Origin of the sequence: Actinomadura formosensis NBRC 14204, assembly GCF_001552155.1 — a bacterium.
Taxonomy (GTDB): domain Bacteria; phylum Actinomycetota; class Actinomycetes; order Streptosporangiales; family Streptosporangiaceae; genus Spirillospora; species Spirillospora formosensis.
Window position 1 is genome coordinate 1 of record NZ_BCQQ01000066.1, and the last position, 12,416, is coordinate 12,416.

13 protein-coding genes are annotated in these 12,416 nt (G+C 75.1%); 6 read left to right on the forward strand and 7 right to left on the reverse strand.

What is annotated here, in order from left to right; genetic code table 11:
• The coding region (locus AF1_RS18235; RefSeq protein WP_157419235.1) for a nuclear transport factor 2 family protein at nucleotides 1–406 on the reverse strand (406 nt) is incomplete at its 3' end.
• Nucleotides 407–486: 80 nt separating this feature from the next.
• On the opposite strand from AF1_RS18235, the gene AF1_RS18240 reads away from it, so the two are divergent.
• Complete coding sequence (locus AF1_RS18240; protein ID WP_067800265.1) at nucleotides 487–1,080, forward strand: TetR/AcrR family transcriptional regulator; 594 nt, start codon at nucleotides 487–489, stop codon at nucleotides 1,078–1,080.
• Nucleotides 1,081–1,086: 6 nt separating this feature from the next.
• On the opposite strand, the gene AF1_RS18245 is transcribed toward AF1_RS18240, so the two are convergent.
• Nucleotides 1,087–3,096: a HelD family protein gene (locus tag AF1_RS18245; RefSeq protein WP_067800269.1), complete on the reverse strand. Its 2,010-nt coding sequence runs from the start codon at nucleotides 3,094–3,096 to the stop codon at nucleotides 1,087–1,089.
• Nucleotides 3,097–3,251: 155 nt separating this feature from the next.
• Here AF1_RS18245 and AF1_RS18250 point away from each other — a divergent pair, with 155 nt between their 5' ends.
• From AF1_RS18250 to AF1_RS18260, 3 genes are all read left to right on the forward strand, one after another.
• Nucleotides 3,252–4,055: an SDR family NAD(P)-dependent oxidoreductase gene (locus tag AF1_RS18250; RefSeq protein WP_067800272.1), complete on the forward strand. Its 804-nt coding sequence runs from the start codon at nucleotides 3,252–3,254 to the stop codon at nucleotides 4,053–4,055.
• Nucleotides 4,056–4,200: 145 nt separating this feature from the next.
• Nucleotides 4,201–5,010 (forward strand): ATP-binding cassette domain-containing protein, encoded by an 810-nt coding sequence (locus AF1_RS18255; RefSeq protein WP_255218818.1) that lies wholly within the window; start codon nucleotides 4,201–4,203, stop codon nucleotides 5,008–5,010.
• 104 nt (nucleotides 5,011–5,114) lie between these two features.
• Nucleotides 5,115–5,681 (forward strand): TetR family transcriptional regulator, encoded by a 567-nt coding sequence (locus tag AF1_RS18260; protein WP_067800275.1) that lies wholly within the window; start codon nucleotides 5,115–5,117, stop codon nucleotides 5,679–5,681.
• A 3-nt stretch (nucleotides 5,682–5,684) separates the two neighbouring features.
• Here the strand turns inward: AF1_RS18260 and AF1_RS18265 are convergent, their stop codons facing one another.
• The 4 genes from AF1_RS18265 to AF1_RS18280 all read right to left on the reverse strand — a co-directional run bounded on the left by AF1_RS18265 (nucleotide 5,685) and on the right by AF1_RS18280 (nucleotide 9,737).
• Nucleotides 5,685–7,118 carry an aldehyde dehydrogenase family protein gene (locus tag AF1_RS18265; RefSeq protein WP_217999829.1) on the reverse strand — a complete coding sequence of 478 codons (1,434 nt, stop codon included), beginning with the start codon at nucleotides 7,116–7,118 and terminating at the stop codon, nucleotides 5,685–5,687.
• A gap of 52 nt (nucleotides 7,119–7,170) precedes the next feature.
• Nucleotides 7,171–7,956 (reverse strand): enoyl-CoA hydratase/isomerase family protein, encoded by a 786-nt coding sequence (locus AF1_RS18270; protein ID WP_067800277.1) that lies wholly within the window; start codon nucleotides 7,954–7,956, stop codon nucleotides 7,171–7,173.
• A complete protein-coding gene (locus AF1_RS18275) occupies nucleotides 7,932–8,918 on the reverse strand; it encodes an alpha/beta hydrolase (RefSeq protein ID WP_067800280.1) in 987 nt (328 codons plus the stop codon). The genes AF1_RS18270 and AF1_RS18275 overlap by 25 nt, the downstream gene beginning before the upstream one ends.
• A 69-nt stretch (nucleotides 8,919–8,987) precedes the next feature.
• On the reverse strand, nucleotides 8,988–9,737 hold the full coding sequence (locus AF1_RS18280; protein WP_067800283.1) for a gamma-glutamyl-gamma-aminobutyrate hydrolase family protein: 750 nt from the start codon (nucleotides 9,735–9,737) through the stop codon (nucleotides 8,988–8,990).
• A 219-nt stretch (nucleotides 9,738–9,956) separates the two neighbouring features.
• Between AF1_RS18280 and AF1_RS18285 the strand changes: the two genes are divergently transcribed.
• Nucleotides 9,957–11,159: a globin domain-containing protein gene (locus AF1_RS18285; RefSeq protein WP_084263068.1), complete on the forward strand. Its 1,203-nt coding sequence runs from the start codon at nucleotides 9,957–9,959 to the stop codon at nucleotides 11,157–11,159.
• On the opposite strand, the gene AF1_RS18290 is transcribed toward AF1_RS18285, so the two are convergent.
• Entirely contained in the window at nucleotides 11,074–11,874 is an 801-nt protein-coding gene (locus AF1_RS18290) for a helix-turn-helix domain-containing protein (protein ID WP_067800286.1), read from the reverse strand. The two genes, AF1_RS18285 and AF1_RS18290, sit on opposite strands and share 86 nt — an antisense overlap.
• Before the next feature lie 111 nt (nucleotides 11,875–11,985).
• On the opposite strand from AF1_RS18290, the gene AF1_RS18295 reads away from it, so the two are divergent.
• Nucleotides 11,986–12,390, forward strand: coding sequence for a PaaI family thioesterase (locus tag AF1_RS18295; RefSeq protein WP_067800289.1), 405 nt, complete (start codon nucleotides 11,986–11,988; stop codon nucleotides 12,388–12,390).
• Nucleotides 12,391–12,416: the final 26 nt, after the last annotated feature.

Consider the following 12,416-nt stretch of genomic DNA (forward strand, 5'->3'; position numbering starts at 1 on the left):
CCATCGCCTCCTCGAACGCGCCGTGGTGGGCGTAGTCGCGGGACTCCACGATGTGCCCGTTGCGGACGCGCAGGACGAAGATGTTGGGCACGACGAACTCGCGCCCCGTCCCGGCGTTGCGTCCCGCGTACTCGAACTCCGCGATGATCACCTCGGGGTCGGCGGTCTCGTGGACGACGACGTTGCGGGCCGCCATCTCCACCGACAGGGTCTCCAGGCGGGCGAAGTTGCGGGCGAAGTGCTCGCGCAGCGCCGCACGGCCCTCCAGCCGCGAGGCGGGCTCGGCGAACGGGTGCACGACCACCGCGTCCTCCGCGTACAACTGCGGCAGCACCTCGAGCCGCCGCGCGGTCACCCCGTCGATCAGCCGCTGGAAGACGGCGCGGGGGCTGGCGAACTCGGACATGACTCTCCCCTACAATCGGAGTTTGGACTCCGGATGAGAAAATATGGAGTCCAGACTCCACTTGTCAACGGAAGGCCGCGATGACATCACCCGCGCCCGGCAGGCCGCCGCGCGCCGACGCCCTGCGCAACCGCGCCAAGGTGCTCGCCGCCGCCGAGGAGGTCTTCGCCGTCCAGGGGACCTCGGCCTCGACCGAGGAGGTCGCGCGGAAGGCGGGGGTCGGGATCGGCACGGTGTTCCGGCACTTCCCGACCAAGGAGTCGCTGCTGGAGGCCGTGCTGGTCGCGCTGCTGGAGCGGCTGGCGGGCGAGGCGGAGGAGCTGTGCTCGGCCGCCGATCCCGGCGAGGCGTTCTTCGGGTTCTTCTCCAGGGTGGTCGCGCAGTCGGCGGCCAAGCAGGCCGTCACCGAGGCGCTGGCCGAGGCGGGCATCGACGCTCGCGGCGCCACCGGACGCGCCGGGCCCGGCCTGAAGGCGGCCCTCGGCACCCTGCTCGCACGGGCGCAGAAGGCGGGCGCGGTCCGCGCCGACGTCGGCCCGGCCGAGGTGATGGGGCTGCTGGCCGGCATGGCGTACGCGGCCGGACGCGCCGGGGCCCGCGAGGACGTCCTGCGGATCGCCTTCGACGGGCTGCGGCCGCGCACCCGCCCGCAGCAGGCCGCCGCGCGCGGGTAGCGGGCGTCAGGCCGCCAGTTCCCCCGGGAGGTCGTCGCGGTGCAGGACCGTCAGGGAGGTGACCGCGCGGGTCAGCACGACGTACAGCCGGGCGAGGCCGCGCGCCTCGGCGGCGGCGATGGCGGCGGGCTCGGCGACGATCACGTGGTCGTACTCCAGGCCCTTCGCCAGGGTCGCGGGGATGACGAGCAGCCGGGCGGTCCCGCCGGACCCGGGGCCGAGGACCTCGTGGTCCAGCCCGGCCGCCGCCAGCGCCGCCGCGTGCGCGCCGGCCTCGGCGTCCGGCACGATCAGCCCGACCGACCCCGGGCGGGCGAGGGTCTCACGGACGGTCTCGACGGTGGCGGGGAGCAGCTCGGCGACACGCCGCACCTCCAGCGCGCCGGCGCCCGGGCGCAGCGAACACGGCCGTTCCAGGCCGGGGGCGACGTGCGGGAGCAGGCGGGCGGCGTAGTCCAGGACGGTCCCCGGGACGCGGAAGCCGAGGGTCAGCTCGGTGACCTCCCCGTCCTGCCCGAGATGGGCGAGGACCTCCTTCCATGAGCGGGCCGACCAGGCGGTCGTGCCCTGGGCGAGGTCGCCGAGGACGGTCGCCGACCCCGTCCCGCAGCGGCGGCCCAGCGCCCGGAGCTGCATCGCCGAGAGGTCCTGCGCCTCGTCCACGACCAGGTGGCCGAGCGAGGCGGTGCGCTCGATGAGGTCGTTCAGCTCGTCGAGGAGGGCGCGGTCGGCGGCGCTCCACCCGGCCGACCGGTGCGACCGCGGCGCCTTGGCCCACAGGATCGCGGCCTGCTCGTCCTCGTCCAGGACGCCCCTGGCCGCCCCGCGCAGGAAATCGGCGTCCGACAGCAGCCGGTGCAGCACCTGTTCGGCGGTCACCTTCGGCCACACCGCGTCGAGCACCTGCTTGACCGGGCGGCTCCGCGCGACCTGGTCCTGGACACGGTCGTCGGGCGCCTCGCCGCGCCGTTCCATCAGCACCAGGATCCGGTGGGCGAGCCGCTGCGCGAACGCGGCACGGCCGGCGCCGTAACGGGTCGTCTCGCGCAGCCCGGCGGCGATCTCGCGGACCTCGTGGGCGGCGAGCCGGTAACGGGCCGAGCCGCGGGTGACGACCAGCCCCTCCTCGGGTTTGCGGACGTGCAGCCACAGCGCCTTGCGGAGGACGTCCGCCATCCGCGCGTCGCCCTTGGCCGCCGCCACCGCCGCCGGCTCCTCCCCCAGCGGCGCGCCGAGCAGGTCGTCGATCGTGGCCTGCTCCACCCGGACCTCGCCGAGCGCGGGCAGCACCGCCGAGATGTAGGCGAGGAACGCCCGGTTCGGCCCGACGATCAGCACGCCGGAGCGCGACAGCCGCTCCCGGTGCGTGAACAGCAGGTAGGCGGCGCGGTGCAGGCCGACGGCCGTCTTGCCGGTGCCGGGCGCACCCTGCACGCAGACCGTGCTGGGCAGGTCGGCGCGGACGATCACGTCCTGCTCGGGCTGGATGGTGGCGACGATGTCGCGCATCGGGCCGGTCCGGGGACGTTCGATCTCCTCGGTGAGGATCCTGGACGGGCCGACGCCCGCGCCGTCGAGGGGCTCGTCCTCGAACGCGGTCAGCTCACCGCCCCGGAAGCCGAAGCGCCGCCGCAGCCGCCAGCCCATCGGGTCGGCGGGCCCGGCCTGGTAGAACGCCCGGGACACGGGGGCGCGCCAGTCGAGGACGAGCGGGCGTCCCTCGTCGCCGTCGTGGACGTGCCGCCGCCCCACGTACATGATCGCGGGCAGGTCGGGGCCGCCCGCGCCGCCGCGGTCCATCCGGCCGAAGAACAGCGGGGTGCCCGAGTGGTCGGCGAGGGCCGCGACCCGCCGGTCGAGCAGCGCCTCCAGGTACTGCCGGGACACCCGGTCGGCGGCGGCGTCGGCGGACAGGCTCTCGGCGTGCTCGCGCATCCGGCGCAGCGCGGCACGGGACTCGGCCAGGTGGGCGCGTTCGGCGGCGAGTATCTCCGATTCGTCGGGTTCGGCGGGCATGCGGGCAGACCTCCGGCGGTGAGGAAGGGCAAGGGGAACCCACGACCCTATCGAGCCGGGAAAAGCGGCGCCCCCGATTTTCTCCGGCGCCGGACCCGCCCGCGGACGGTGCTTCGCCTTGCCGGGCGGGACCGCCCTGTGTGACGTTGGTACGCATGGTGACTCTGAGTGGACGGTCCGCGTTGGTCACGGGAGCCTCCTCGGGCATCGGGGCGGTCGTCGCGGAGGCGCTCGCCGCCGCAGGCGCCCGGGTCGGGCTGGTGGCGCGGCGCGAGGACCGGCTCGACGAGGTCCTCAAGCGGTGCCGCCGGCACTCCCCCGGCTCGGCGATGTGGGCGGCGGACCTCGGCGACCTCGACGGGGTCGGCGCGCTGGCGGCGGCCGTGGAGCGCGAGTTCGGCGGCGTGGACGTGCTGGTGAACAACGCGGGGATGCCGAAGCGGCGCCGCGTCCAGGATCTGTCGCCCGCCGACACCGAGGAGGTGATGCGGCTGAACTACACCTCCCCGGTGCGGCTCACGCTCGCGCTGCTGCCCGGGATGATCGCGCGGGGGCACGGGCATCTGATCGCGATCGGGTCGGTCGCGGCCCGGCTCGGCCCGCCGCACGAGGCCGCCTACGCGGCCTCCAAGGCGGCGCTCACCGCGTTCTGGGAGAGCATGACGGTCGACCTGGACGGCACGGGCGTCCACGCCCACGTGATCCAGCCCGCGCTCATCTCCGGCACCGAACTGTTCACGCTGCCGGGCAACGAGCCGCCGCTCAGCGACCTGTCCGACGCGCTGCCGCCGCGGGAGGTCGCCGACGCCGTCCTGGAGGTCCTGGAGAGCACCCGGTTCGAGCGGTACGTGCCGGGCTGGTTCGACGAGATGGCCTCCGGCAAGGCCGCCGACGTGGACGCGTTCATCACCGGTGTGAAGGAATGGACCCGCGACCGGCTGGAGCCGCCCACGCTCTGAGCCCGCGGATCCCGGCCGGGAGGCCGCCCCGAGGGGATTGCCGCCTCCGCCGCGCGTCAGTAGGGTGAGCCTCCGCCGGTGATCCACATCACAGTGAGCCGCGAGGTGGCGGATGGCTGCTCCAGGGGGCCTTCGGGTCCGTGACGTGACGGTCCGGTTCGGCGGGCTGACGGCCGTGGACGGCGCCGGGTTCACCGCCCCCTCCGGCGCGGTCACCGGGCTGGTCGGCCCGGACGGCGCCGGCAAGACGACACTGTGCGACGTGATCATCGGGGCGCGACGCCCGGCGGCGGGCACCGTCCACCTCGGCGACGCCGACCTGACCGGCAGCGCCGCGCGGGAGCGGGCCCGGCGCGGCATCGTCCGCGCGCCGCAGCGGCCGGGCGGGCACGGGTCGCCGACCGTCCGGGAGGCGGTGCGGGCCGCCGCCGCCAAGCACGCGATGACGCGGGAGTACCCGGGGCGGACGGCGCGGGACCGGTGGCGGCTGCGCCGGGACGCCCGGCGGGACGCGGGCCGGCGCGCCGACGAGGCCCTCGCCCGGGTCGGCATCGAGGAGTACGCGGAGCAGTGCGCGCGGACGGCGCCGGCCGGCGTCGCGCTGCTCACCGGCCTGGCACGCGCTCTCACCGCCGAGCCGGCCGTGCTGCTGCTGGACGAGCCGTGGGCGGGCCTGCCGGTGCGGCGCGCCCGCGCGCTGGAGGTGCTGCTGCGCGACCTGGCCGCCGACGGCCTGGCGGTACTGGTGGCCGAGCGGGAACTGGACCCGGTGCTGGGCGTCTGCGACGTCCTGCACGTCCTGGACGGCGGCAGGGTGATCGCGGCGGGCGCGCCCGCGGAGGTCCGCGCCGATCCCCGGGTGCGGGAGGTCTACCGCGCCGGCCAGGCCGGCACCACGTGCCGATCCATGGCCGGGGCCGGTCCCCGGCGGGCGGGGCCGCCGCGGGCATCGTGATGATCCGGCGGCGCGTGCCGGCGGCACCCGGCGGCGCGATGGCCGGACCGGCGGAGCACAGGCGATAATGGGGGCCCGACCAGCACCCGGAGGAACGACGACACATGGGCACCGCCGGACGTCCCGTGCGCGAGTCCCTGCTCGACGCCGCCGCCGGCCTGCTCGTGGAGCGCGGCTACCGGGCCCTGCGCATGCGGGACGTCGCGGAGGCCGCCGGGGTGAGCCGGCAGACCGTCTACAACGAGTTCGGCGACAAGTGGGGTCTCGCCCAGGCGGTCGTGGTCCGCGACAACGAGCGCTATCTGGACGGCATCGACACGGTGCTGTCCGAGCACGACGACGTGTACTCCGCGGTGGTCGCGGCGGTGACCTACACCCTGCAGACGTCCGCGGACGACCAGCTGAAGAAGGCGGTGCTGACCGGCGCGGGCGGCGAGGAGATGCTCCCGCTGCTCACCACCCAGGCCGAGCCGGTGCTGTTCACCGCGAGCGCCCGCATCGCCGAGCACGCGCTGCGGCAGTGGCCCCACCTGGACCGCGACGCGCTCACCGAGGTCGCCGACGCGGCGGTGCGGCTGACGATGAGCCACATCATGCTGCCCTCCGGGCCATCGGAGACGTTCGCGCACTTCGTCGCCCGGCTGGTGACCCGCTACCTGGCCGTCCCCTGACCGTCACGGGACGGCGCTCTGGACATGGACGACCTTGACGGCCGTCATCTCGTCCAGCAGTTCGGGCCCGTAGCCGAAGCCGTGGCCGCTGGCGCGGCGCGGCGTGGCGGCACCGCCGGGGGCGCCGCCGAACACCGCGTTGATCTTCACGGTGCCGGTGTCCAGCGTGCGCCAGGCCGCCTGCGCGTGGGCCATGTCGCGGGTGAGGACGGTCGCGGCGAGGCCGTAGCGGGAGCGGCGCGCGGCGTTCAGGGCCTGCTCGAACGATGCCACGGTGCGGACGGGCGCGACGGGCCCGAACACCTCCTCGGTCATGATCGGCATGTGGTCGGTGCAGTGGGCGAGGACGGTGGCCGGGTAGAACGAGCCGGGCCCGGCGGGGATCTCCGCGCCGGCGAGGGGGCGCGCGCCGTCCGCGATCGCCTTCTCGACGTGCTGGTGGACGTGGGTGCGGTGGCGTTCGTCGACCAGCGGGCCGAGCTCGGTGGTCACGTCCGCGCCGGGCCCCATCCGCAGGTTCCGGGCGCGCTCGGCGAGCGCATCCAGGAACGCACCGGCGATGGCCTCGTGCACGTAGACGCGTTCGACCGAGGTGCAGATCTGGCCGGCGTTGGCGAAGCACCCGATGGCGGCCTGGCCGGCGGCCCAGGAGGGGTCGACGCCGGCGTCCACGATCAGCGGGTCGGAGCCTCCGTTCTCCAGCAGGGTCTTGGCGCCCGTGCGGAGGGCGAGCTCGGCGATGCGGCGGCCCGTGGCGGTGGAGCCGACGTGGGCGACGACGTCCGCGACCGGGTGGCCGGCGAGGACCTCCCCCGTCTCACCGCCGCCGGTGACCATGTTCAGGACGCCGCCGGGCAGGCATCCGGCCAGCAGCTCGGCGAGCAGGGCGCCGGTGTGCGGGGCCCGCTCGGACGGCTTGTGCACGACGGTGTTGCCGGTCACCAGGGCGGCGCCGATGAGGCCGCAGGCGATCGCGACCGGGTCGTTCCACGGCGTGATCACCGCGACGACGCCGCGCGGCTCGCGGACCGTGAAGTCGGCTGCGCCCCAGCCGCCCTGCAGGCTGCGCCCGCCGTGCAGGGGCCCCAGTTCGGCGTACCGGCGCAGCGCGGCCATGCCGGCCTCGACGCCGCCGAGCGCTTCGCCGGTCGGCTTGCCCATCTCGGCGGTCACCAGCGCGGCCAGCTCGTCCAGGCGCCCCTCCACCGCCCGGGCGGCGGCGTGCAGGGCCGCGCCCCGCTCGGCGGCCGGGGTGGACGCCCAGCCGGGCGCGGCGTCGCGGGCCGCGGCCATGGCCGTGTCCACGTCCGCCGGGGTCGAGACGGCCACCACCCCCAGCGGCTCGCCCGTCGCCGGGTCGGTCATCGTGAACACGTCCTCCCCGGTGCCCTGGCTCCACCGTCCACCGGCCAGCATCCATCTGTCCCGCGGCCGCATGGCGCTCCCCCTCCCGTGTCGGTGTCCGTCCGGTCGCCTACCCGGGCCGGGGCTACCCGAATCGGGGCGGGCGCTTCTCGCGGATCGCCGCGACGCCCTCCCGCACGTCCGGACCGGTGAACCCGAAGAACTCCATCGCCAGGGACGCGTCGAACGTCGGGCCCGCGAGCCGCAGCCAGTTGTTCAGCGCGTGCTTGGTCAGCGACAGCGCCTCGGCGGGGCCGGCGGCGAGCCGCCCGGCGATCTCCAGGGCGCGCTCGTGCACCTCGTCGTCGTCCACGCAGAGCGAGACCAGGCCGATCCGCTCGGCCTCCGCCCCGGTGAGGACGTCGTTGAGCAGCAGGTAGTACTTGGCCTTCGCCAGCCCGCACAGCAGCGGCCATACGATCGCCGCGTGGTCGCCCGCCGCCACGCCGAGCCGCACATGGCCGTCGATGATCTTGGCGGTGCGGCCGGCGACGGAGATGTCGGCCAGCAGCGCCACCGCGAGCCCCGCGCCCACCGCCGGGCCCTGCACCGCGCTGACCACCGGCTTCGAGCAGTTCAGCACGTTCATCACGATGTCGCGGGCCTCGCGCATGATCCGGCGGCGCGCGGCGTGGTCGGTCATCATCTCCTCGATCATGGCGATGTCACCGCCGGCGGAGAACGCCGTCCCCTCGCCGCGCACGACGATCGCGCGGACGGCGTCGTCGGCGTCGGCGTCCCGCCAGATCTCCGCCAGTTCCCGGTGCCCGACCGTGTCGACCGCGTTGAGCTTGCCCGGCGTGCTGATCGTGACCCGGAGCACCCCGTCCGCCGCCCAGTCGATCCTCAGCCGCTCGTACCCGTCGTACATGCCGCATTCCCCTGCCGCGCGTGATCGTCGAATGCCGCGCGCAATCGTCGCACAGCGAAGTCCATCGCCTCGGCACCGGCGTCGAAGATCTCGGGCAGCAGGAAGAACGAGTGCACGACGCCGTCGTAGCGGCGCAGCTCGACCGGCACCCCGGCCGCCGCCAGCCGGCGCGCGTACGCCTCGGCCTCGTCGCGCAGGATGTCGTATTCGGCGGTGATGACGGTGGCGGGCGCGGCGCCCGCGAGGTCGGGGGCGCGCAGCGGGGCCAGCCGGAAGTCCGACGGGTCGGCGCCGCCCCGGTACAGGTCCATGAACCGGGCGAGCGACCCCGCGTCCAGCCCGTACCCGGATCCGTACCTGCGCCAGCTCGGGGTGTCCATCGCCGTGTCGGTCACCGGGTAGACGAGCAGCTGGTGGACGAGCGGCAGCCCGCGGTCACGGGCCAGCAGCGCGACGGCGGCGGCGAGGTTCCCGCCGGCGCTGTCGCCGGCCACCGCGACGGCGCCGGGGGCGATGCCGTAACGCTCCGGCTCCCGCGCGGCGGACGCGACGACGGCCCACGCGTCGTCCACCGCCGCGGGGAACGGATGCTCGGGGGCCAGCCGGTACCCGACGTTCAGCACGACGCACCCGGCGGAGGCCGCGAGGTCACGGCACAGGGCGTCCACGTTGTCGACGCCGCCGAGCACCCAGCCCCCGCCGTGCAGGTAGACGACCGCGGGCAGCGGCCCCCGCCCGGGCGGCACCGGACGGTACAGCCGCACCGGCACCGGGCCGCCGGGGCCGGGCACCGCGACGTCGCGGACCTGCGCAAGCTCGCGCCGCACCACCGGGAAGGCCGCGCCGATCCGGCTGCGCATCTCCGCGATCGCCGGCTCCGCGGCCGCGTCCCCGTCCGGCGGCGGGGCCGTCCAGGAGGCGAGCAGTTCCAGGAACCTCTCGGTCTGCGGGTCGACGGGCATGCGGCCTCCGGGATTATGCGGCGTTTTCTCCCGAATCGCCTTCCCCGGAACCGGGGCGTCAATCCCGGATCAGCGCCCGGCGGCCTCCGCCACCAGGGCCTCGAACAGGCGTTTGTCCTCCCCCTCCTCGGGATGCCACTGGACGGCCAGGCCAAAGCGGTGGCCCGGCAGCTCGATGGCCTCCACCACCTGGTCGTCGGCCCAGGCCACGGCCGTCAGCCCCGTGCCGAGCCGCCCGACGGCCTGATGGTGGTAGGTCGGGACGTCGGCCGAGCCGCCGAGGATCCCGCCGACGAGGCTGGCCTCGCTGATCCGCACCGGGTGCGAGCCGACGATGCCGGTCTCCGGCGCGTGCCCCTTGTGCCCCACCGCCTCCGGCAGGTGCTGGACGAGGGTGCCGCCGCACGCCACGTTCAGCATCTGCATGCCCCGGCAGATCGCCAGGAACGGCAGGTCGGCGGCCACGACCGCGCGGACGAGCGCCAGCTCGAACCGGTCGCGCCGCGGATCCGGCGGCGCCGTCTCGCTGTGCCGCAGGGCGCCGTACAGGTCCGGATCGAGATCGCCGCCGCCCGCGATGACAACGGCGTCCAGCCGTGCGACCAGGGCGTCCACCCCGCGCAGCGTCACGCCCGGCGGCAGCAGCACCGGGACGCCGCCGGCCCGCTCGACCGAGCGCACGTACGGCACCGGCAGGAGCGCGGCCTCGCGCACCCAGACCCCCCAGCGGGCCGGCTCCTGGTAGGTGGTGATTCCGATGAGCGGCGGCGCGCCGTCACCGGCGGCGGGACCGCGGGCCCTGCTGACGGTAGCTGACATGCGTGTTCCCCCTCTGCCTTCGCTCCGGCCAGCTTGCCCTACGCGACGGGCCCTCAGCGGGCAATCTTCCACCAGGGCGGGGATTCCTCTTCCGCATCCGGTCATCCGGGGCCATGCGGTTGAGGACGCACGGGGTCGGCGCGAGAATCTCACAAAGCCGGACACCAGTCCCGCGCCCATCGGTGCCGGCCCACGCAGATCCAGGGAGTGAGCTGGGACATGACACCAGAACCCCGCATCGTCAAAGAGTGCTTCGCCCGGCTGGAAGCCGACCCCGCGGGCGCCATGAGCTACTTCTACGGCCGCCTCTTCGCCGCCGAGCCGCAACTGCGCGCCCTGTTTCCGCCCGCGATGGGCCATCAGCACGACCGGTTCTTCCACGCGCTCACCAGGATCGTGTGGAGCCAGGACAACCCCGGCGAGCTCGCCGGGCACCTCGCCCGGCTCGGCCGCGCCCACCGCAAGTACGGGGTGCTGCGCGAGCACTACACCGCCTTCGGCGCCGCGCTGACCGCCACGCTGCGCGCCTTCGCCGCCGACCTGTGGACGCCCGACGCCGAGGACGCCTGGACCGCCGCCTACCGGCACGCCGCCGAGACCATGATCGGCGCGGCGGAGCGGGACGCGGCGGACACCCCGCCGTGGTGGGTCGCCGAGGTCACCGGGCACGACCGCCGCGCCGCCGACCTCGCGGTCCTCACCCTGCGTCCCGAGCGGCCGCTGCCGTTCACCGCCGGGCAGCACATGAGCGTGCAGACCCCCCGCTGGCCCCGGGTGTGGCGCCCGTACTCGATCGCGAACGCGCCCCGGCCGGACGGGACGCTGCGCCTGCACGTGCGGGCCCGCCCCGGCGGCTGGGTGAGCGGCACGCTCGTGCGCGGCACCGGCATCGGCGACACCGTGCTCGCCGGCCCGGCGGAGGGCACGATGACCCTCGACCCGAACTCGGGCCGCGGCCTGCTCCTGGTGGGCGGCGGCACCGGGCTCGCCCCCATGAGGGCCCTGGCCGAAGAGGCGGCCGGGGCCGGTCGCGACGTCCTCCTCCTCGTCGCCGCCCACGCCGAGGCCGGCCTTTACGACCTGCCCGACCTGCGGCGGCTGGAGTCGGCCTGCGCACGGCTGCGGATCATCCCCGTCCTGTCGCGGTCACCGGGACCCGGCGCCCTGAACGGCCGCGTGCCGGACGTCCTGCCCGGCCTCCTGGACGACGTCCGCGACCGCGCCGCCTACGTCGCCGGGCCCGCCCCGCTGGTCCGGGCGACGGTCACCGCGCTGCAGCGGCTCGGGATGCCGTTGCAGCGCATCCACCACGACCTGCTCACCGCCGACACCCCGGTCACCAGCCGGCCCGCTCCCGCAGGAACCGCGCCGTCTCCTCGTCCGCCGGATAGAACGACTCGATCGCCAGTTCCGCGACCGTGATGTCGACCGGCGTGCCGAACGTCGCGATCGTCCCGAAGAACGACAGCTCCCGGCCGTCCATCCGCATCCGCAGCGGGACGAACACGTCGTGGGACGCGGGCGGCGCCATCGCCTCCCCCACGTCCCCCGGGAAGCTCCGCAGCTCCTTGTAGAGGTGGGCGAGCGACGCGTCCGCGGTCAGCGCCACATGCCGCCGCACCCGGTCGATCATGTGGGCGCGCCATTCGGCGAGGTTCAAGATGTTCTTCGCCATGCCGTCCGGATGCATGCTGAGCCGCAGCACGTTCAGCGGGGGCTCCAGCAGCTCCGGCGACGCGCCCTCCATGAACAGCCCGGCGGCGCCGTTGGCGTCGATGAGGTTCCAGAACCGGTCCACGACCACCGCCGGGTACGGCTCGTGCCCGTCCAGCACCTGCCGCAGCGCCGCCCGGACCGCGTCCATCTTCGGCTCCTCGATCGGCGTCTCGCCGAAGACCGGCGCGTACCCGGCCGCCACCAGGAGCAGGTTGCGGTCGCGCAGCGGCACGTCCAGGTGCTCGGCGAGCCGCAGCACCATCTCGCGGCTCGGCGCCGACCTCCCGGTCTCCACAAAGCTCAGGTGCCGGGTCGACACGTCCGCCTCCGACGCCAGCTCCAACTGGCTGAGCCTGCGCCGCTGCCGCCAGGCCCGCAACTGGTCCCCGATGGGTCTCACGTCACTCAACGCCGTCGTCACCCCACGGACGCTACCCGCCCGCCGATCAGGTCCGCGATTACGTCCGGGGTAATGGACGCCGTGCGGCCCGGCCGCAAGGGTGGGTCCGAGACGTCCCACCGAGGAGGCCGCATGACCACCGGGTTCACCCCCGACCAGCTCACCGACGCCATGCCGTTCGCCCGCGCGCTCGGCGTGCGGATCGACACCGCGGGGCCGGCGGAGGTCACCGGCCGGCTGGACTGGGCCCCGGAGCGCTGCACCGCCGGCGGCCTGATGCACGGCGGCGCCCTGATGGCGCTCGCCGACACCCTCGGCGCGGCCTGCGCGTTCCTCAACCTGCCGCCGGGCACGTCAACGACGACGCTGGAGTCCAAGACGAACTTCTTCCGCGGGGTGAAGGAGGGGTGCGTGCGGGGCGTCGCGCGCCCGCTGCACACCGGCCGGACGTCGATCGTCGTCCAGACCGACCTGTACGACGACACCGGCCGCCACGTCGCCCAGGTCACCCAAACCCAGGCCGTCCTACGCCCCTGATCCCGCCGGCCGATTCCGTCGTACCC

Excerpts from the sequence above, each read along its gene's own strand:
- AF1_RS18285 (WP_084263068.1), top strand. The coding sequence starts at position 9,957 with ATGACACCAGAACCCCGCATCGTCAAAGAGTGCTTCGCCCGGCTGGAA.
- AF1_RS18295 (WP_067800289.1), top strand. The coding sequence starts at position 11,986 with ATGACCACCGGGTTCACCCCCGACCAGCTCACCGACGCCATGCCGTTC.
- AF1_RS18270 (WP_067800277.1), bottom strand. The coding sequence starts at position 7,956 with ATGTACGACGGGTACGAGCGGCTGAGGATCGACTGGGCGGCGGACGGG.
- AF1_RS18275 (WP_067800280.1), bottom strand. The coding sequence starts at position 8,918 with ATGCCCGTCGACCCGCAGACCGAGAGGTTCCTGGAACTGCTCGCCTCC.
- AF1_RS18260 (WP_067800275.1), top strand. The coding sequence starts at position 5,115 with ATGGGCACCGCCGGACGTCCCGTGCGCGAGTCCCTGCTCGACGCCGCC.
- AF1_RS18265 (WP_217999829.1), bottom strand. The coding sequence starts at position 7,118 with ATGCGGCCGCGGGACAGATGGATGCTGGCCGGTGGACGGTGGAGCCAG.
- AF1_RS18245 (WP_067800269.1), bottom strand. The coding sequence starts at position 3,096 with ATGCCCGCCGAACCCGACGAATCGGAGATACTCGCCGCCGAACGCGCC.
- AF1_RS18250 (WP_067800272.1), top strand. The coding sequence starts at position 3,252 with ATGGTGACTCTGAGTGGACGGTCCGCGTTGGTCACGGGAGCCTCCTCG.
- AF1_RS18280 (WP_067800283.1), bottom strand. The coding sequence starts at position 9,737 with ATGTCAGCTACCGTCAGCAGGGCCCGCGGTCCCGCCGCCGGTGACGGC.
- AF1_RS18240 (WP_067800265.1), top strand. The coding sequence starts at position 487 with ATGACATCACCCGCGCCCGGCAGGCCGCCGCGCGCCGACGCCCTGCGC.